Below are 18,414 nucleotides of genomic sequence, written 5' to 3' on the forward strand. Positions count from 1 at the left end.
GTCACGGGCGTGTCAGACCCCCGGCACGGACCCCGCGCCCTGGGCGCGGGATTTCGCGGCGGCCAGCGTGTCGCGCAGGTCGGCCTCCATCTTCTTCAGCTCTTCCTCGGCCTTGGCGCGGCGTTCCTTGCCCTCGTCGGCGATGGCCAGGCTTTCCTGGATCGTCGCGACCAGTTCGGCATTGGCCTTCTTGACCGCCTCGATGTCGAACACGCCCCGCTCCATCTCTTCGCGCACCACCTTGTTGGCGGCGCGCAGGTTCTCGGCATTGGCCGTCAGCAATTCGTTGGTCAGGTCGGACGCCTCGCGCACGGCTTCGGCGGCCTCGCGCGAGCGTTGAATCGTCACCGCCTGCGCCAGCTGGGTTTCCCACAGCGGCACGGTGTTGACCAGCGTCGAGTTGATCTTGGTGACCAGCGACTTGTCGTTTTCCTGCACCAGCCGGATCGAGGGCAGCGACTGCATCGTGACCTGGCGCGTCAGTTTCAGGTCGTGCACGCGGCGTTCCAGGTCGTCGCGGGCGGCGCGCAGGTCGCGCAGCTCCTGCGCCTTGATGACCTGGTCGGCCTCGGGGGCGGCCTCCACCGCGGCGGCCTTGGCCGGGATGTCCTTTTCGTCCAGCTCGCGCAGCTTTTCCTCGCCCGCGGCGATGTAAAGCGCCAGTTCGTCGTAAAAGGTCAGCGTCTTTTCATACAGCTTGTCCAGCGACTTGATGTCCTTGAGCAGGGTGTGCTCGTGGGTCAGCAGGTTGTCGGTGATCTTGTCGATCTGGCTTTGCACGTCCTCGAACCGCGCCACGAAATTGGCAAAAGGCGCGGCGCGGCCCAGCAGTTTTTCCCACCAGCTGCGTTCGCGGCGCACGTCCAGTTCCGAGACCGAGAAGCCGCGGATCGTGGTGACGATGTCGCGCAAGCTGTCGCCGGCGGGGCCCACGTCCTTGTTGCGGACGTCGGCCAGCATCGCCTGGCTGATCTCCTGCAGCTCGGCCTGGGCGGAGGAGCCGAACGAGATGATCGAATTGGTGTCGGCCATGTCGATCTCGTCCATCCGGGTGCGGATGCCAAGCGCGACATGTTCGTCGGCGGCCGCAAGCGGGACGATCTCGCCCGCGGGTTCGGGCAGGATCACGGCGGTCAGGTGTTCCACATCCTTCAGGGCGGCCTCGGCCTTCTGGCGCACGGTATCGGACATCTCGGTCAGTCTCCCATGTTGGACGCGCCCGGCTCGGGGCGCACGCCTTCACGCTGCAGACGGTCGCGCAGCACTTCGATTTCGACATCCAGATCGGCGCGGTCATCCAGCAGAAGCGCGCGCGTTCTCGCGGAAAAGTTGGTTTCCAGATCCTGCAGAAGCGTCTGGTAATCGGCCCGCGCCTTGGGGTCGCGGGTGCGGGCATAATACTCGGCGAATTTCACCGTCGCGTCACGCGCGCCCAGCAAGTAGACCACCAGGTACTTGCGCGCCGCGGTCAGGTCGCGGGGGTCTTCCTCGACGGTGCGGAACATCTCGCGCACGGTGGCCTGGAACCGTTCGACGTGGGCCTCGAGCGGGCGGTCGCCGGCGCGCCGGATCGCGTCGGCCATGGTTTTCAGGTGCTGTTCGGCCTCGTCGACGACACGCGCCACGCGGTCCTGCTGAAAGCTGTCGACGCCGGCCATGCCCTTGTCCTTCAGCGGGTCCAGCCCGAAGGCGAAGGAATGCAGCACGATGCCCAGAACCGCATAGATCGCCGGGCCCAGGAACCCCGCGCCGCCCCCCAGCGCCGCCAGGAAAAGCCCCGCGCCGGTCAGGGCCGAGCCGAAGATCTTGCGCGGGATCGCGGGGCGGCGGGCGATCTTGCGGTCCAGCCACGCGTCTTCGGCCTTCAGCCCCTCGCGGGTCAGCCAGGCGGCCAGGATCAGCACCCCGAAGGCCGTCAGTTCCAGCGCCATCTCGGCGGGGCCGCCGGCAAAGGCGCGCACCGCCAGCGGCATCGGCAGGAAGAACATGATGTTCGACCGGCTTGCGGCGCGGCGCGGGCGCCGCCCGTGGAACGGGTGGCGCGGCGGAATCGCGCCGCCTTCGGCCGGCGGGGCGGGGCTGAACTTGCCGCCATAGCGCTGTGCCATCAATTGCCCCCCGTCGCCGCGACGTAGAAGACGAGGAACACCAACAGCATGAAGGCCAGTTTCTGCAGCCCGCTTTCGGACATGCGCCTCTCCGAATTCGCCTATCCCCTATACATGGGATGCGACAGCGCCGTGAAAAGCAAGCCGTATGGTCAATTTCGCCGTCGGGCGGGGGCTTTCCGCCGGCGTTGCGGGCGCGGTTTGGCCGGCGCCCCGCCGGTGCCGTCGCCGGCATCAAGGCCAAGCTGGTCGCGGACGACGCGCGCGCGCACCTCCTCGACCTCGCCGGGTTTCAGATCGCCCAGCCGGAACGGGCCATAGCCGACCCGGATCAGCCGGTTCACGCTCAGCCCGATCGCCTCCATCGCGCGGCGGATCTCGCGGTTCCGGCCCTCGCGCAGCCCCACGGTCAGCCAGGCATTCGCGCCCTGCTGGCGGTCGAGCGACACCTCCATGGGCTGGAACCGCTCGCCCTCGATCGTGAGTCCCGCGCGCAGCGGGGCCAGCGTGTCGTCGCTGGGCGTGCCCTTGACCCGCACCCGGTATTTCCGCAGCCAGCCGGTCGAGGGCAGTTCCAGCCGCCGCTTGATCTCGCCGTCATTGGTCAGCAGCAAGAGCCCCTCGGAATTGAGGTCGAGCCGGCCCACCGACATCACCCGCGGCATGTCCTCGGGCAGCTTGTCGAACACCGTGTCGCGGCCCTTTTCGTCGCGGGCGCTGGTCACCAGCCCCTGCGGCTTGTGATACAGCCACAGCCGCGGCGGGTCGGGCTCGGCCAGGGGGGCGCCGTCGACCTCGATCCGGTCGCTGGGCCCCACGTTAAGCGCCGGACTGTCGATCCGGCGCCCGTTCACCGAGACGCGCCCGGCCTCGATCATCCGTTCGGCCTCGCGGCGCGAGGCGACGCCGGCCCGCGCCAGCACCTTGGCGATGCGATCGCCCTTTGGGGTATCCTGTTCCATGACCCCGGTTTACGCCGGATCGCGGACCGCGGAAAGCGGCTTGCGCAGGGGCGGGGGCTGGGCGATCACGGGGCATGAGCCCGTTTCGCAGCCATATGGACGCCGCCCTGGCCGAGGCCCGCGCCGCCGCCGCCCGCGGCGAGGTGCCGGTGGGCGCCGTCGTCGTCTCGCCCACGGGCGAGGTGGTGGCCCGCGCCGGCAACCGCACGCGCGAGCTGTGCGATCCGACGGCCCATGCGGAACTGTTGGCGCTGCGCGCGGCCTGCGCCAAGGTCGGCTCGGAACGGCTTGTGGGATATGACCTTTACGTGACGCTGGAACCCTGCCCGATGTGCGCCTCGGCGATTTCCCAGGCCCGCATCGCGCGGCTGTATTACGGCGCGGCGGACCCGAAATCGGGGGGCGTGGCACATGGCCCGCGCGTCTTCGACCACCCGCAAAGCCACCACGTGCCGCAGGTCTATGACGGCATCGGCGCGGCCGAGGCGGAACGCCTGCTCAAGGCGTTCTTCGCCGCACGGCGCTAGCGGGCCTCATCGACCTTCTTCTGGCTGGAAATATCCCGGGGGGAGTCCGCAGGACGGGGGGCAGCGCCCCCCAACCGCCGCCCGCCGCCTAGACCTCGACCGGCACCAGAACCTCGGGTTCCACCACCTTCACGTCGGGCAGTTCCTGCTTCAGCAGTTCTGCCGATTGCTCCAGCAGCGGGAAGGTCCGGTAATGGCAGGGAATCACCATCTTGAAATCGAAGAAGGTCCGCGCCGCGTAGGCCGCGCGCTTCATGTCCATGGTGAAATGCCCCCCCGCGCAAAGGATGCCGATATCGGGGCCGTGCAGGTCGTTGAAGATCTCCATGTCGGCCATCACGTCGGTATCGCCCGAGACATAGATCGTGTGACCCTCGCCCGAAATCATGAACCCCGCCTCGCCGCCCGCGTAGACCGGCCCGTCCGGCCCCGAAACCGAGGAGGAATGCGTGGCGTTCACCATCGTCACCGCGACATCGCCCAACGCCACCGTGCCGCCCTTGTTGAAGCCGACGACCTCGATTCCCTCCTTCTCCTGCCACCAGGTGACCAGGTCGTAGATCCCGACCACGGGGATCGACAGCTCGCGCGCGATGGCGATGGCATCGGCCGAATGGTCGCCATGACCATGGGTGAGCAGCACATGCGTGGCCCCCCCGATCGCCTCGGCGCGGCGGGCCTCGGGGAACATCGGGTTCCCGGTCAGCCACGGGTCCACCAGCAGGATCTGACCCGCGATCTCGATACGAAAGCCGGAATGGCCAAGCCAGGTGATTTTCATGGAACGCTCCCTATCGCCTGCGGGCCCCGGGCCCTAGATTTTCGCCCAAGCCTAGCAGAGCCGGAGCCGTTTTCCATGGACTGGATGGCGCAAGTCGACGCCTATTGCGAGCGGACCGATTTCACCCATTGGTCCGAGCCGGTGAACGCGCTGACCAACGCGGCTTTCCTGGTCGCCGCGGCGGTGATGTGGCGGCGCACCGCGGGCCTGGCGCTGGGCCGCGCGCTCTGCGTCGTGCTGGCGGCGATCGGGCTGGGCAGCTTCCTGTTCCACACCCGGGCGACGGTCTGGGCCGCGGCCGCCGACGTGCTGCCGATCCTCGGCTTCATCCTGCTCTACCTCTACGCCGCGAACCGGGCCTTCTGGGGGCTTGGGGCCTGGCCCGCGCTGGGCCTGACGGCACTGTTCTTCCCCTACGCCGCCGCCGCCGGCCGGGCCTTCGGCCAGCTTTCCTGGTTGGGCAGCTCGGCAGGCTACGCGCCCGTCGCGCTCCTGATCCTGGTCTATGCCGCCCTGCTCGCAGGCCGCGCGCCCGCCACCGCGCGGGGGCTGGCGCTGGGCGGCGGGATGCTGATCGTCTCGCTGACCTTCCGCACGTTCGACGAACCGCTTTGCCCCGCCTGGCCCATCGGCACGCATTTCCTGTGGCACCTGCTGAACGGGGCGCTGCTCGGCTGGATGATCGAGGTCTACCGCCGCCACCATGCCCGCCCGGCACCCGGCCCGGCCGCCTGACCCCCGCACCGGTCCTTCTTCTGGCCCAAATATCCCCGCCGGAGGCACCGCGCGGCTTGCCGCGCGGCCCGGCCCAACGCCGGACAAGCGGGGCGCATGCCCCGCGCCGGCCGGGGGCGGGAGCACCCCCTTACCCGGGCATGAACACCACCGTCTTGTGCCCGTTCAGCAGCACGCGGCGCTGCAGGTGCAACCGCACCGCGCGCGCCAGTACCCGGCTTTCGATGTCGCGGCCCACCGCCACGTAATCCTCGGCCGACAGCGCGTGGTTCACCCGCTCGGCCTCCTGCTCGATGATCGGGCCTTCGTCCAGGTCGGCGGTGACGTAATGCGCCGTCGCCCCGATCAGCTTGACGCCGCGCTCATGCGCCTGGTGATAGGGTTTCGCGCCCTTGAACGACGGCAGGAACGAGTGGTGGATGTTGATCACCCGGCCCGCCAGCGCCCGGCTCAGCCCGTCCGACAGCACCTGCATGTAGCGCGCCAGCACCACCAGTTCGGCGCCCGTCTCCTCGACCAGGTCCAGCAGGCGCGCCTCCTGCTCGGCCTTGGTGTCCCTGGTGACCGGCAAGTGGTGATAGGGAATGCCGTGGGCCTCGGCGGTGGGGCGGCTGTCCTCGTGGTTGGACACGATCGCCACCACCTCGGCCTGCATCCATCCCACCCTGATCTGGTAAAGCAGGTGCAACAGCGCGTGGTCGAATTTCGACACCATCAGGATGATCTTGGGCCGCCGGTCCGCATCGACCACCTCGGCCTGCATGCCATAGCCCGCGAAGACCGGGGCCAGCCGGGTCTGCAGCGCCTCGGCCTGGGCGGGGGCCTCGGTGTCGAAGGCGATGCGCATGAAGAAGCGGTTGCTTTCGGGGTCGCGGAACTGGTCGCTGTCCTGGATATTGCCGCCCAGCGCGGTGACGGCATTGGCGACGGCGGCGACGATCCCGCGCTGGTCGTCGCAGGTCAGGGTCAGGATGAAGTGCGTGGCGGGCATGGCGACTGTCTCTTCGGCAGGGGAATGGGGCGCCCGGGGACCGGGCGGCCCCGGTGTGAGAGACCGCCGCCCCGACTTCAAGCGCATTTTCCCCTTTCCGCGCCTGCGGGAGGCACCCTTGCAGCGCGCGCATCCCGGGGCTAAACGCGGGGGCGAGATTTCCCAAGCAGGAGAGCCGGCCCCATGTCCATCGACATCGATACCGCGCGGCGGGTGGCGCATCTGGCCCGGATCGCCGTCGACGAAGCCGATCTGCCAGCCCTTGCGCAGCAGCTGTCGGGCATCCTGACCTTCATGGAACAGTTGAACGAGGTCGATGTCGAAGGCGTCGAGCCGATGACGTCGGTCACGCCGATGCGGCTGAAGCGGCGCGAGGATGTCGTCACCGATGGCGGCATGGCCGAAAAGATCCTGTCGAACGCGCCCGATGCCCGCGAGGGGTTCTTCGCGGTGCCAAAGGTGGTGGAGTGATCCGATGAGCGATCTGACCAAGCTGACGCTGGCCGGGGCCCGCGACGCGCTGCGGGCGGGCGAGACGACGTCCGTCGCGCTGACCGAGGCCTGCCTGTCCGAGATCGAGGGCGCGGGGGCGCTGAACGCCTTCGTCCACCGGACGCCGGAACTCGCGCTGGAGCAGGCCAAGGCCGCCGATGCCCGCATCGCCGCGGGCGACGCGCCGGCGATGTGCGGCCTGCCGCTGGGCATCAAGGACCTGTTCTGCACGCGCGGCGTGGCCAGCCAGGCGGCGTCCCATATCCTGAACGGCTTTCGGCCCGAATACGAATCCACCGTCACCCAGAACCTGTGGGATGCGGGCGCGGTGATGCTGGGCAAGCTGAACATGGACGAGTTCGCGATGGGCTCGTCCAACGAGACCAGCGTCTATGGCAACGCGGTGAACCCCTGGAAGGTGGACGACCGCGCGCTGACGCCGGGGGGGTCCTCGGGGGGCTCGGCGGCGGCGGTGGCCGCCGATCTGTGCCTGGCCGCCACGGGCACCGATACCGGCGGTTCGATCCGGCAACCGGCGGCGTTTACCGGCATCGTCGGCCTGAAACCCACCTATGGCCGCTGTTCGCGCTGGGGGGTGGTGGCCTTTGCTTCGTCGCTGGACCAGGCCGGGCCGATGACCAAGACGGTGCAGGACGCCGCGATCATGCTGGGCGCGATGGCGGGCCACGATCCGAAGGATTCGACCAGCGCCGAATTGCCCGTGCCGGATTTCGAGGCGGCGCTGAGTGGCGATATCCGCGGCAAGACCATCGGCATTCCGCGGGAGTACCGCATGGAGGGCATGCCCGCCGAGATCGAGAAGCTTTGGCACCAGGGCGCCGAGATGCTGCGCGATGCGGGGGCGAAGATCGTCGATATCAGCCTGCCGCACACCAAATACGCGCTGCCCGCCTATTACGTGATCGCGCCCGCCGAGGCGTCCAGTAACCTCGCGCGCTATGACGGGGTGCGCTATGGCCACCGCGCCAAGCTGGGCCAGGGCGACGGCATCGTCGAGATGTACGAAAAGACCCGCGCCGAGGGGTTCGGCCCCGAGGTGCAGCGCCGGGTGATGATCGGCACCTACGTGTTGTCCGCGGGGTTCTACGACGCCTATTACAACCGCGCCCGCAAGGTTCGCGCCCTGATCAAGCGCGATTTCGACGAGGTCTTCGCGGCGGGCGTCGACGCGATCCTGACGCCCGCGACGCCCTCGGCCGCGTTCGGGCTGGGCGAGATGCAGGATGCCGACCCGGTGCAGATGTACCTGAACGACGTGTTCACGGTGACGGTGAACCTGGCCGGGCTGCCGGGGATTTCCGTCCCGGCGGGTCTGGACGGGCAGGGGCTGCCGCTTGGCCTGCAGCTGATCGGCCGGCCCTGGGAGGAAGGCGATCTGCTGAATACCGCACAAGTCCTTGAGCGCGCGGCGGGCTTTGTTTCCAAGCCGGCCAAATGGTGGTAAGACCCGCGACCGGACAACAAGAGCAGGGTGGACGCGATGCGGTTTGGTCTTCCGGTCCTGGCGGTGCTGGCGCTGGCGGCCTGCGAGCCCGCGGTGCCCGATTCCGCCGCGGGCGTCGGCTTCAACAGCTATGACAGCTACAGCGCCCAGCGCGAGCGGGCGCTGCGCGAAGAGGTGACCGTGCGCGCCCCGGCCGGCGACGGCGCCGCGATCGCCGCCCAGACTCTGGCGACGCTGGGGCCCGCGGCCCAAGCCGCCGCCGCGCCCCAGCCGCAGCCCCAGCCGCAGGTTCAGGGGCAGGCGGAGATCGACAATCCCGGCATCTCGGACGAGCAAAGCTTTGCCGCGGTCAGTTCGCGCGAGACGATCCAGAGCGACCGCGAGCGGCTGGAGGCCCAGCGCGAGCAATACAAGTTCATCGAACCCCAGCCGCTGCCGGGGCGCACGGGCGCCTCGGGGCCGAACATCGTGGAATACGCGATCAGCGCGCCGAACCGCGTGGGCGAGCCGCGCTATCGCCGCGCGGGCCGGGTGAGCGAGGCGCGCTTTCAGCGGAACTGCGCGAAATACGCCTCGCCCGACCGGGCGCAAGAGGCGTTCCTGAAGGCCGGCGGCCCCGAGCGCGACAGGCTGGGCATCGACCCCGACGGCGACGGGTTCGCCTGCTACTGGGACCCGACGCCGTTCCGCGCCGCGCTGCGCTAGGGCGATGACGCCGCTCTGGCGGCCCTCGCCCAATTGCGGGCCACGGCGCGACGGCGCGCGGCCCGACATGGTGGTTCTGCATTACACCGCGATGGACCTGGACGGCGCGCTGGCCCGCCTGTGCGACCCGGCGGCACAGGTTTCGGCGCATTACCTGGTCGCCCGCGACGGCCGGCTGTTCCAGCTGGTCGACGAGGATACGCGCGCCTGGCATGCCGGGGCGGGCTGCTGGGGGGCGGTGGGGGACGTCAATTCCCGCTCGATCGGGATCGAACTGGACAATCGCGGCGACGAGCCGTTTTCCCAGCCGCTTATGGCTACGCTGGAGGGGCTTTTGCCGGGGATCATGGCGCGCCACGGCGTGCCGCCCGAACGGGTGATCGCGCATTCCGACATGGCGCCGGGGCGGAAATCCGACCCGGGACGGCGGTTCGACTGGCGGCGGCTGGCGCGGCTGGGCCTGTCGGTCTGGCCCGAGGCGGGCGAGGTGGGCGCGCCGGACGAGGCGGCATTCCGCGCCGCGACGGCGCGGATCGGCTATGGCAAGGGCTGGCCGACGGGCGACGTGCTGGAGGCGTTCCGCCAGCGGTTCCGCCCCTGGGCCACGGGGCCGCTGTCGCCCGGCGACATGGCGGCGGCGGCCGACCTCGCGCGGCGCTTCCCCGTTGACCGCGGGGGGCCGAGTTCCTAACTAGGGCGGGCGCGGATGGCCGGATGGCCGCGGGGGTCCGCCCCCGAGGAAAGTCCGGACTCCACGAGGCAACGGTGCCGGGTAACGCCCGGCGGGGGCAACCCCAGGGAAAGCGCCACAGAGAACAGACCGCCTTCGGGTCCGCCCGGGGGTAAGGGTGAAACGGTGGGGTAAGAGCCCACCGCGGGACTGGCAACAGGACCGGCACGGCAAGCCCCACCGGGAGCAATGCCGAATAGGGACCCCGCGCGGCGCGTCCGCAGGGCGGCTTCGGCCCAGGGGTCCGGGTTGGCAGCTAAAGCGCACCGGCAACGGTGCGCGTAGAGGAATGGTCATCCAGGGGCCGCGAGGCCCCGGACAGAATCCGGCTTACAGGCCGTCCGCGCATCGCCTTTCCGGAAAATTCCCGCCCGGCCGGGAAAGCCTGTAGACTTGGCAAGGGCGTGTGCCGCCACACGCGCCCGACATTTCGAATCGTGCATCGTGGAAAGGGAGGATTGCCATGAGTTTCGTTCGCACATTGGCCACGCTGGCTGCGGGCTTCGCTGCCGCCAAGGGGGTGGAACAGTATCGCAAGATGGGCGGCATGGCCGGCCTGCAGGACAAGCTGAAATCGAACGAACAGCTGTCGCAGATGACCGCGCAGTTCGACGGCATCATGGAACGGATGGGCGTGCCCGGCGGGACCAAGGCGCTGCAGGACATGATGGCGCGCATGGGCCAGACCACCCAGCAGGCCGGCGAGGCGGCGACCGAGGGGCTGGCGGGGCTGATGGCGTCCCTGGGCGGTGCGGCGGCGGCGGGCACCGAACAGGCCGCCCAGATGGTGGACGCGCTGACCGGCACCACGGCGGCCAGCACCACGCAGGAAGAGAACGCCAAGCTGATGATCCGGGCGATGATCCAGGCGGCCAAGGCCGACGGCCAGATCGACGCCGAGGAGCAGGCGAAGATCATGGAGGTGCTCGGCGACGTGTCCGACGAAGAACGCGCCTTCGTCGCGGCGGAACTGGCCGCGCCGGTCGACCCGGTGGCCCTGGCCAACGACACCACGGAGGCGATGCGCGCGCAGGTCTATGCGACGGCGGCAAGCGCCGTGCGCGTCGACAGCCCGGCCGAGGCGCAATACCTGTCGGCGCTGGCCGCGGCGCTGGGGCTGGATGCCGGGCGTGTCGCGCAGATCCGCGCGGCGATGGGATTGCCCGGCTGATCCGCCTGCCCGCGGCGGGGATGCGCGACAACGGGGCGGTTGGGCCGGCGCGTGGCTGCGGCTAGTCTGGCCGTGGAGGCGCGCCGGACAGCGGGACGGAGACAGCATGAGTTTTGTCAGGACGATGGCCACCCTTGCCGTGGGCTTTGCCGCGGCCAAGGGGCTTGAGAGGTTCCAGGGCATGGGCGGCGGCGCGGGTCTGGCGCGCAGCCTTGGGTGGTCGGCCTCGAAATCCGGGATCGGACCGCAGGTCGGCGCGCTTTTGGAACGGATGCAGGTGCCGGGCGGGTCGGCCGGGCTGGAAAAGTCGCTGGGCTGGATCGGCGCGCGGGCGCGGGGCACGGGCGACAGCGCGGTGATGGGGCTGGGCGGGCTGCTGGCGGCGCTGGCCGGGGCCGGCTGGGCGGGGTCGGGCAACGCGCGCGACCTGTTCGCGGCGCTGGGCAGCGGCACGCCCCCGGGCGCCACGCTGGAAAAGAACGCGCGGCTGATGATCCGGGCGATGATCCAGGCGGCCAAGTCGGACGGCGAGATCGACGCGGGCGAGCGCGCGCGGATCATGGAGGTGCTGGGTGATCTGTCCGAGGACGAGCGCGCCTTCGTCGAGGCCGAGATGGCGCGCCCCGTCGATATCGAGGCGCTGGCCGCCGAGACCGGCAGCTATCAGCGCACCGCGGTCTATGCCGCCTCGGTGCTGACGGTGGATATCGCCAATGCCGCCGAGATCGCCTATCTGGACCGGCTGGCCGAGGCGATGCATATGGGCCGCGCCGCGCGCACCCGGATTCACCACGCGATGCGGCTGCCGCAGGTGCTGGGCGACCGGCCCGCCACGCCCCCGGACGAACCCGCTTGACTCGGGGGCGCGGATCGCTAAAACGCGGGCTTCATGGAATTCAACGGGGCGGCGGCGATGCCGGCCCGCGCGACGGAGATAAGACATGGCGAAGCCGACCACCATCAAGATCCGCCTGAACTCGACCGCGGGGACCGGGCATTTCTACGTGACCAAGAAGAACGCCCGCACGATGACCGAGAAGATGGTGATCAAGAAATACGATCCCGTGGTCCGCAAGCACGTGGAATACAAGGAAGGCAAGATCAAGTAATCCGATCTTGCGACGATGTTTCAGGGCCGTGCCGCCGGGCGCGGCCCTTTTCATTTGAGCGGGCGGCCGGTTCCGGTCAGGCCGGAAACCCCCTAGGATCGCCGGGTGCCAGCCGCCGAGAGACGCCCATGAACGCCAGCTTTTCCAACCTGCGCCAACGGATCTTCGCCGACCCGCCGTCCGTGTCGCGCGCCGCGCCAGGGCGCGGCATCCTTCCCGTGCTGGTCGCGGGCCTGGTGATCGCGGTGGCCTGGGGCGTTCATCTGGGCCACATCCCCGCGGGCGGTATCTCGTGGTATGACGAGTTCCACACGCTTGACCGGTCCGCCGGGTTCGCCCGGCACGATGATTGGCTGACCGTCTACAACAAGAACGAGCCGGGGTTCCGCAAGCCGCCGCTGCAATACTGGATGACCGGCGCCCTGATGCAGGCCGGCGCCGACCTGGAAGTGGCGCTGCGGCTGCCCTCGATGCTGTTCGCGCTGGGCACGCTGGCGGCCACGGGCTGGCTGGCGGCGATCCTGCTGCCGGGGCTGCCCTGGGCGATTCCGGCGGCGGTGCTGCTGTGTGCCAGTTCGTTCCAGTTCTGGAGCCTCGCCACCTCGGCCATGCTGGATACCGGCGCGGCGCTGTTCGCGACGCTGGCGCTGATCGCCGCGATCCTGGCGCTGCGCCGGCCGCTGTGGTGGTACGGGATGGCGTTGTTCGTGGGTCTGGGCGCGTTGCAGAAGGCGCCGATCGGGCTGGTTCTGGTGCTGTTGTTCATCTGGGCGCTGAACCTGACCCGCGCGCGCCACGATTTCGCCTATGCGCGGCTGAAGGACAGCCCGCATTTCCTGCGGGGGCTGCGGCTGGCGATTCTCGCCGCGCTGGCCTGGCCGCTGTTCCAGACGGTGCTGTATGGCGGCGAGGTGCTGGAGGACCTTTACGGCGGGCAGATGATCGAACGTTTCGCCCCCGTCCGGCCGCTCAAGGATCCGCGCTCGGGCCATGATCTTTGGCAGTTGATCGTCAGTGGTGAACCGTTCTGGCGGCTGCCCGCGATTGCTGCCCTGCTGTGGCTGCCGTGGCATCTGCGGCGGCCCGAATTGCTGGCCGTCGCGGCGCTGTTCGCGATCTACGTGGTGGCGATGGGGCTGGCGGGCGGCAGCGTCTATGCCCGCTATACGCTGATCTTCGTGCCGCTTCTGGCCGCGGCGCTGGCGGTGGTGGCGCTGTCGCTGTTCCGGGTGCGCTGGCTGGGCTGGGGGCTGGTGCTTGCGATATCGGCGGCCAGTGGCGGGCCGATCCGGTCGGCGGACGCGCTGCGGTTGGAGCAGTCGGCGCGTCTGCAAACGCAGATCGCCGTGCTGTCCGAGATGGCCGGTCTGTTGCGCCCCGACGAGACGCTGGTCACCTGCAACTGGACCCGCGAGACGCGGTTCCTGCCGGGGGCGGTGTCCTATTATGCCGCGGTTCACGGCCGGCCCTTCGTGGGGCTGGACAGTCCCGGCCAGGTCGACCGGTGGCTCGAACGGGGCCGGATGCCGGGCCCGCTTCGGGGTGTCTGTACGAATGCGGAGCTTGACCGGATCGCTGACAGGCTGGTCGGCCTTGTGCGCGGCGCAGAACAGGCGGGCTATGTGTTCTGGACGGCCGAGGCGGCGCGCTGAGACGCGCCTAGGTCGGGCCGGCGGCGCGGTACGGGGGCGGTGGCGTCCGGGCTGGACCGTGCTATCGTTGGCGTGACAGCCACGGTCCGGGAGGCACGCCATGACACGCCACGCGAGAGAGACACGGCCCGCATCCGCGCCCATGGCGGCCCGAGGCACGGCATCCCCCGGCCGCCTGCGTTTCGCGCGGCGCGCGCAACGAAAAAGGGCCGGTGTCGCCACCGGCCCTTTGGGTCTGGATGTTCCCGCAGATCACTCGCGGTTGCCGAGGAACTGAAGCAGGAACATGAACAGGTTGATGAAGTCGAGATACAGGTTCAGTGCGCCCATGATCGCCGACTTGCCCAGCCATTCGCTGTCCATCGCCTGCGCGTGCTGGATGTAGTCGGTCTTGATCCGCTGGGTGTCATAGGCGGTCAGGCCCGCGAAGATCAGCACGCCGAGCGACGAGATCGCGAACATGATCGCCGGCGAGGCGAGGAAGATGTTCACGATCGAGGCGACGATCAGGCCGATCACGCCCATGATCAGGAACGACCCCCAGCCCGAGATGTCCTTCTTGGTGGTATAGCCCCACAGCGACAGGCCCGCGAAGGCGATCGCGGTGATCAGGAAGGTCTGCACGATCGAGATGCCGGTAAACACCAGGAAGATCGAGCTGAGCGAGATGCCCATCACCGCGGCAAAGGCGTAGAACACCACCTGCGCGGTGGCCGCCGACATGCGGTTGATGCCCGCGCTGAAGCCGAACACGAAGATCAGCGGCGCGAACATGACCAGCCATTTCAGCGGCGAGGCATACAGCGCCTGGCCCAGGCCCGACAGCGTGCCCTCGGGCGTGACCGCCAGGCCCGAGATCGCCCACGCGGCCAGCGCGGTGATCACCATGCCCACCGACATCGTGCCGTAGACCTTGTTCATGTGGGCGCGAAGGCCCTCGTCAATCTGCGCGGTGGTGCGCACACCAGCCGTCTGGCCCGCGCGGATCGTGTTGTAGTCAGCCATTGACTGCCTCCTCAGAGTTCACAATCGGCGGGCAAGCCATGAAAAACCCCGCCTCTGCCGGGAAATATCGGCGGGGACGGGGCACAATTCAAGTCGCGCGCGCGTGAAAACGGCACGTTTCCTTAACGATTTCGTCAGCCGGCCCGCCGTCTAGCGCAGCCAGCTTTGCGGCACGTCCCAGACCGGGCGGCGCGCCTCGGCCACGGCCTCGTCGCGGGTCAGGCCGATATCGCGCAGCAGCGCCTCGTCCAGCTCGGCCAGGCGCCGGCGCTGGCGGGCCGCGCCAAGGCCCAGCACCAGGCGCCGGAAAAGCGCCGGGACATCGTGCGGGCGGGGCGCGATGCGGGTGTCTGCGAAGATATGTGCCATGGCCATGCCTCTTTCGATTCGGTGATGGGTCCGGGCCCACCAATCATTGTTCTTGATCTTTATGGCGCGAGATGGTCCATTCCGCAAACGAATGATTGTTATGATTTGAATCAGGGATCGTGATATGCCGCGCAACCTGGACATGACCGCGCTGCGGTCTTTCGTGGCGGTGTCCGAAGCCGGCGGCGTGACCCGTGCCGCGGGCTTTCTGAACGTCACGCAATCGGCGGTCTCGATGCAGCTGAAGCGGCTGGAAGAGGCGCTGGACTTGCAGCTTCTGGACCGGTCCGAGCGGCGGGTGAAGCTGACGGCGGCGGGCGAACAGTTGCTGGGCTATGCCCGCCGGATCCTTGCGCTGAACGACGAGGTCTACGCCCGGATGACCGCGCAGGAATTCGAGGGCGAGATCGTGCTGGGCGTGCCCCACGACATCGTCTACCCCGCGATCCCGCAGGTGCTGAACCGGTTCACCGCCGAATATCCCCGGGTCAAGGTGCAACTGCTGTCCTCTTACACGACGCGGCTGCGCGAGCAGTTCCGGCGCGGCGAGGTCGACATCATGCTGGCCACGGAGGACCGGGTGGGCGAGGCGGGCGAGACGCTGGTCGAACTGCCGCTGGTCTGGGTGGGCGCGATCGGCGGACAGGCCTGGCGGCAACGCCCGCTGCGGCTTGCCTATGAACATGCCTGTATCTTTCGCCAGGGGGTGCAGGCGGCGCTGGACCGGGCGGGGATTGCGTGGGAAATGGCGGTGGAAAGCGAATCGATCCGCACCGTCGAGGCCAGCGTGTCGGCCGACCTGGCCGTGCACACGGTGGTGGAGGGCGCGTTGCCGCCCTATGTCGAGCGCATCCAGCACGGCGGCGCGCTGCCCGAGCTGACCAAGACCAAGATCAACCTTTATGTTTCGGACGTGTCCGCCGGCCAGGTCACGGGCGATCTGGCCGACCTGATCCGCCAGGCCTATCGCGGGCGATAGCGGCGGGGCGGGCGCGATCGCGGTGCAGGGGGCAAGGGGGGCGCTGCCCCCCGTCCTGCGGACTCCCCCCGGGATATTTTCCGCCAGAAGAAGGACCCGGGCCATTGTCGCGCCTGCCGATGGGGCGGGTATGGCACCTTTGCGCGGCGGCGGCGCGGCGCCGCATCCGGTCAGCCCGCCGGGATCGCCCGCTGCAGCTTGACCGGTTCGCTGCGCGCGAGCCGCACGAAATGCGCGATATAGGGGCGCGCGGCGTCCTCGGTGCGGGTGGCGGCATAGATGCGTTTCGTCAGCCCGGCCTCGGTCACCCGCCGCACCGCCAGGTCCGCGCCGCCGCGCGCGTCGCGTACCACCCAGTCGGGCAGCACCGTCACCCCGCGCCCCGAGGCCACCAGCATCAGGATCACCGCCGTCAGTTCGACGGGGCGCACCGCCAGCGGTTCCACCCGGGCCGGGCCCAGGAGCCCGGCGAACACGTCCAGCCGCGCGCGGTCCACCGGGTAGGTGATCAGCGTCTGGTCGCGGAAATCCTCGGCCTCGACGAAGGGCCTGTCGGCCAGCGGGTGGGTGGCGGCGCAGACGAAGACCGGTTCGTAGTCGAAGAGCGGGGCGAAGGTCAGCCCCTCGTGGTCCTCGGGATCGGAGGAGATCACCAGGTCGACTTCTTCGCGTTCCAGCGCGGGCAGCGCGTCGAAGGACAGGCCGGGGCGGATGTCGACATCGACCTCGGGCCAGGCCTTGCGGAAGGATTCGAGCACCGGCAAGAGCCAGTCATAGCAGGCGTGGCATTCCAGCGTGATGTGCAGCCGCCCCGACCGGCCGGATTTCAGCCCCTGGAATTCGGCCTGCAGCGCGGTGATCTCGGGCAGGACGCGTTCGGCCGCGCGCAGCAGGCGCAGCCCCGCCGCCGACAGCCGCAAGGGCTTGGTCCGGCGGACGAAAAGCTCCAGGCCCACCTGCTCTTCCAGCCCCTTGACCTGGTGGCTGAGCGCCGATTGGGTGATGTTCAGCCGTTCGGCCGCGCGCGCCAGGCCGCCCGCGTCGTGGATCGCCTTGATCGTGCGCAGGTGGCGCAACTCCAGATGCATATTGTCGCGATACTCATATTCATCTTGAGAACTATGAGTTTGTTTCACAGTTTGCATCGTGCGACAAGCATCCTCACGCCGAATCCTCCGGAGAGAGCCCCATGTCCGCCGCCCCCCGCGTTTCCTTCGAATTCTTCCCGCCGCAATCCATCGAGGCGAGCTTTCGCCTGTGGGACACGGTGCAGGCGCTGGCGCCGCTGAAGCCGCAATTCGTTTCGGTGACCTATGGCGCGGGCGGGACCACGCGCAAGCTGACCCATGACGCGGTGGAAACCATCCACAAGCATTACGGGTTGAACGTGGCCGCGCATCTGACCTGCGTCGAGGCGACCCGGGCCGAGACGATGGAGATCGTCGATTCCTATGCGCAGGCCGGCGTGACGGAGATCGTGGCGCTGCGCGGCGATCCGCCGAAGGGGCAGGGCGCGTTCACGGCCCATCCCGACGGCTTTGCCAATTCCTGCGAGTTGATCGAGGCGCTGGCGGCGCGTGCAGCCTTTACCATTCGGGTCGGCGCGTACCCGGACCCGCATCCCGAATCGCAGGGCGTGGGCCATGACGTGCAGTGGCTGAAGCGCAAGTTCGAGGCGGGGGCCGATTCCGCGATCACCCAGTTCTTCTTCGAGGCCGAGACCTTTTTCCGGTTCCGCGACGAGTGCGATGCGGCGGGCATCGACGGCGCGAAGATCATTCCCGGCATCCTGCCGATCGAGAAATGGGCCGGCGTGCGCCGGTTCGCCGAACGCTGTGGCGCGCATGTGCCGGCCTGGGTGGACGAGGCGTTCGACAAGGCGGTTCGGGACGGGCGCGAGGAACTCTTGGGCAAGGCGATGGCGACCGAGCTGTGCTCCAAGCTGATGGAGGGGGGCGTGCAGGATTTCCATTTCTACACGCTGAACAAGCCGCACCTGACGCGCGATATCTGCCATGCCCTTGGCGTGCAGACCCAGGCGCACCTGGAAAAGGTCGCCTGACGGGCGCGGCGGCCCGCGGGCGGGATCGCCGGCAAGCTTGTCCTGAGGGTTTCGCCCCGGCTGCGCCGGGGCGACCGGGGGCCGGGGGCTGACGCCCCCGGCCCCGTTCCGTTTTGCATGTGCCGGTGGAGCGGTGCCCCTGCCCGGGGGTGCCTGGAATGGCGTGGCGGCCTCGCTTTTCCCGGGGCGGTTCGTGCCGGGTGCGCCGTATCGCGCGCGACCCTTTCCGACGCGAACGCGGGGCGATGCCTGGGCCATGGGAAACCGAGGCGGATATCGGGCCACACGATCCAAGCCGGCAGGTCCGGGCATGGCGGCGTGTGGCCAAGGTCGGGCACGATGTTCTGCGTGTCGTTTCGGCGGCCGGGCAGGCCGGTTTCCGTCCGTGTTCCGTTCACCTTGTGGCGGTCTGGCAGGAAAACGTGACCGGGGGGGGCGGCGGGGGGGGGGGCCCCCCCCCCCCCCCCCCCCCGGCCCCCCCCCCCCCCCCCGCCCCCCCCCGGGGGGGGGCGGGCGCCCCCCCCCCCCCCGGGCGCCCGCCCCCCGCCGGCCGCGGGGGGGGGGCGGGAGC

20 protein-coding genes and 1 other RNA gene are annotated in these 18,414 nt (G+C 69.3%); 13 read left to right on the forward strand and 8 right to left on the reverse strand.

Annotated elements, in window-relative coordinates; translation table 11 throughout:
• Window positions 1–12: 12 nt before the first annotated feature.
• The 3 genes from EV662_RS08170 to EV662_RS08180 form a co-directional block, all read right to left on the reverse strand.
• Window positions 13–1,191 carry a toxic anion resistance protein gene (locus tag EV662_RS08170; RefSeq protein ID WP_132461674.1) on the reverse strand — a complete coding sequence of 393 codons (1,179 nt, stop codon included), beginning with the start codon at window positions 1,189–1,191 and terminating at the stop codon, window positions 13–15.
• Window positions 1,192–1,196: 5 nt separating this feature from the next.
• Window positions 1,197–2,108, reverse strand: a complete 912-nt coding sequence (locus EV662_RS08175; RefSeq protein WP_132461675.1) for a 5-bromo-4-chloroindolyl phosphate hydrolysis family protein — start codon at window positions 2,106–2,108, stop codon at window positions 1,197–1,199.
• 152 nt (window positions 2,109–2,260) lie between these two features.
• Complete coding sequence (locus tag EV662_RS08180; RefSeq protein WP_132461676.1) at window positions 2,261–3,070, reverse strand: pseudouridine synthase; 810 nt, start codon at window positions 3,068–3,070, stop codon at window positions 2,261–2,263.
• 74 nt (window positions 3,071–3,144) lie between these two features.
• On the opposite strand from EV662_RS08180, the gene EV662_RS08185 reads away from it, so the two are divergent.
• Complete coding sequence (locus EV662_RS08185) at window positions 3,145–3,597, forward strand: nucleoside deaminase (protein WP_132461677.1); 453 nt, start codon at window positions 3,145–3,147, stop codon at window positions 3,595–3,597.
• An 88-nt stretch (window positions 3,598–3,685) separates the two neighbouring features.
• Here the strand turns inward: EV662_RS08185 and EV662_RS08190 are convergent, their stop codons facing one another.
• Window positions 3,686–4,378, reverse strand: coding sequence for a metal-dependent hydrolase (locus tag EV662_RS08190; protein ID WP_132461678.1), 693 nt, complete (start codon window positions 4,376–4,378; stop codon window positions 3,686–3,688).
• Window positions 4,379–4,453: 75 nt separating this feature from the next.
• On the opposite strand from EV662_RS08190, the gene EV662_RS08195 reads away from it, so the two are divergent.
• Complete coding sequence (locus EV662_RS08195; RefSeq protein ID WP_132461679.1) at window positions 4,454–5,113, forward strand: hypothetical protein; 660 nt, start codon at window positions 4,454–4,456, stop codon at window positions 5,111–5,113.
• A gap of 130 nt (window positions 5,114–5,243) precedes the next feature.
• On the opposite strand, the gene purU is transcribed toward EV662_RS08195, so the two are convergent.
• Complete coding sequence (purU, locus tag EV662_RS08200) at window positions 5,244–6,104, reverse strand: formyltetrahydrofolate deformylase (RefSeq protein ID WP_132461680.1); 861 nt, start codon at window positions 6,102–6,104, stop codon at window positions 5,244–5,246.
• Between the two features lie 183 nt (window positions 6,105–6,287).
• Between purU and gatC the strand changes: the two genes are divergently transcribed.
• The 9 genes from gatC (at window position 6,288) to EV662_RS08245 (ending at window position 13,428) form a co-directional block, all read left to right on the forward strand.
• A complete protein-coding gene (gene gatC, locus EV662_RS08205; protein ID WP_132461681.1) occupies window positions 6,288–6,575 on the forward strand; it encodes an Asp-tRNA(Asn)/Glu-tRNA(Gln) amidotransferase subunit GatC in 288 nt (95 codons plus the stop codon).
• A 4-nt stretch (window positions 6,576–6,579) separates the two neighbouring features.
• Window positions 6,580–8,061 (forward strand): Asp-tRNA(Asn)/Glu-tRNA(Gln) amidotransferase subunit GatA, encoded by a 1,482-nt coding sequence (gatA, locus tag EV662_RS08210; RefSeq protein WP_132461682.1) that lies wholly within the window; start codon window positions 6,580–6,582, stop codon window positions 8,059–8,061.
• 36 nt (window positions 8,062–8,097) lie between these two features.
• Window positions 8,098–8,766 carry a hypothetical protein gene (locus EV662_RS08215; protein WP_132461683.1) on the forward strand — a complete coding sequence of 223 codons (669 nt, stop codon included), beginning with the start codon at window positions 8,098–8,100 and terminating at the stop codon, window positions 8,764–8,766.
• 4 nt (window positions 8,767–8,770) lie between these two features.
• On the forward strand, window positions 8,771–9,457 hold the full coding sequence (locus tag EV662_RS08220) for an N-acetylmuramoyl-L-alanine amidase (protein WP_132461684.1): 687 nt from the start codon (window positions 8,771–8,773) through the stop codon (window positions 9,455–9,457).
• Window positions 9,458–9,468: 11 nt separating this feature from the next.
• Window positions 9,469–9,845: RNase P RNA component class A (gene rnpB / locus EV662_RS08225), an RNA gene on the forward strand.
• A 114-nt stretch (window positions 9,846–9,959) separates the two neighbouring features.
• A complete protein-coding gene (locus tag EV662_RS08230; RefSeq protein WP_132461685.1) occupies window positions 9,960–10,667 on the forward strand; it encodes a DUF533 domain-containing protein in 708 nt (235 codons plus the stop codon).
• Between the two features lie 106 nt (window positions 10,668–10,773).
• Entirely contained in the window at window positions 10,774–11,523 is a 750-nt protein-coding gene (locus EV662_RS08235; protein ID WP_165915554.1) for a DUF533 domain-containing protein, read from the forward strand.
• A gap of 85 nt (window positions 11,524–11,608) precedes the next feature.
• On the forward strand, window positions 11,609–11,776 hold the full coding sequence (gene rpmG / locus EV662_RS08240) for a 50S ribosomal protein L33 (protein ID WP_008233681.1): 168 nt from the start codon (window positions 11,609–11,611) through the stop codon (window positions 11,774–11,776).
• Between the two features lie 128 nt (window positions 11,777–11,904).
• A complete protein-coding gene (locus EV662_RS08245) occupies window positions 11,905–13,428 on the forward strand; it encodes an ArnT family glycosyltransferase (RefSeq protein WP_132461687.1) in 1,524 nt (507 codons plus the stop codon).
• 252 nt (window positions 13,429–13,680) lie between these two features.
• Here the strand turns inward: EV662_RS08245 and EV662_RS08250 are convergent, their stop codons facing one another.
• Complete coding sequence (locus EV662_RS08250) at window positions 13,681–14,433, reverse strand: Bax inhibitor-1/YccA family protein (protein WP_132461688.1); 753 nt, start codon at window positions 14,431–14,433, stop codon at window positions 13,681–13,683.
• Between the two features lie 150 nt (window positions 14,434–14,583).
• Window positions 14,584–14,802, reverse strand: coding sequence for a DUF1127 domain-containing protein (locus EV662_RS08255; protein WP_132461689.1), 219 nt, complete (start codon window positions 14,800–14,802; stop codon window positions 14,584–14,586).
• 124 nt (window positions 14,803–14,926) lie between these two features.
• On the opposite strand from EV662_RS08255, the gene EV662_RS08260 reads away from it, so the two are divergent.
• Window positions 14,927–15,781, forward strand: coding sequence for a LysR family transcriptional regulator (locus EV662_RS08260; RefSeq protein ID WP_132461690.1), 855 nt, complete (start codon window positions 14,927–14,929; stop codon window positions 15,779–15,781).
• Window positions 15,782–15,951: 170 nt separating this feature from the next.
• Here EV662_RS08260 and EV662_RS08265 read toward each other — a convergent pair whose 3' ends face one another.
• Window positions 15,952–16,869, reverse strand: a complete 918-nt coding sequence (locus EV662_RS08265; protein ID WP_132461691.1) for a LysR family transcriptional regulator — start codon at window positions 16,867–16,869, stop codon at window positions 15,952–15,954.
• Window positions 16,870–16,970: 101 nt separating this feature from the next.
• Between EV662_RS08265 and metF the strand changes: the two genes are divergently transcribed.
• Window positions 16,971–17,843, forward strand: coding sequence for a methylenetetrahydrofolate reductase [NAD(P)H] (gene metF, locus EV662_RS08270; protein WP_132461692.1), 873 nt, complete (start codon window positions 16,971–16,973; stop codon window positions 17,841–17,843).
• Window positions 17,844–18,414: the final 571 nt, after the last annotated feature.

Origin of the sequence: Rhodovulum marinum, from assembly GCF_004343075.1 — a bacterium.
In the GTDB taxonomy this organism is placed as follows: Bacteria; Pseudomonadota; Alphaproteobacteria; order Rhodobacterales; family Rhodobacteraceae; genus Rhodovulum; species Rhodovulum marinum.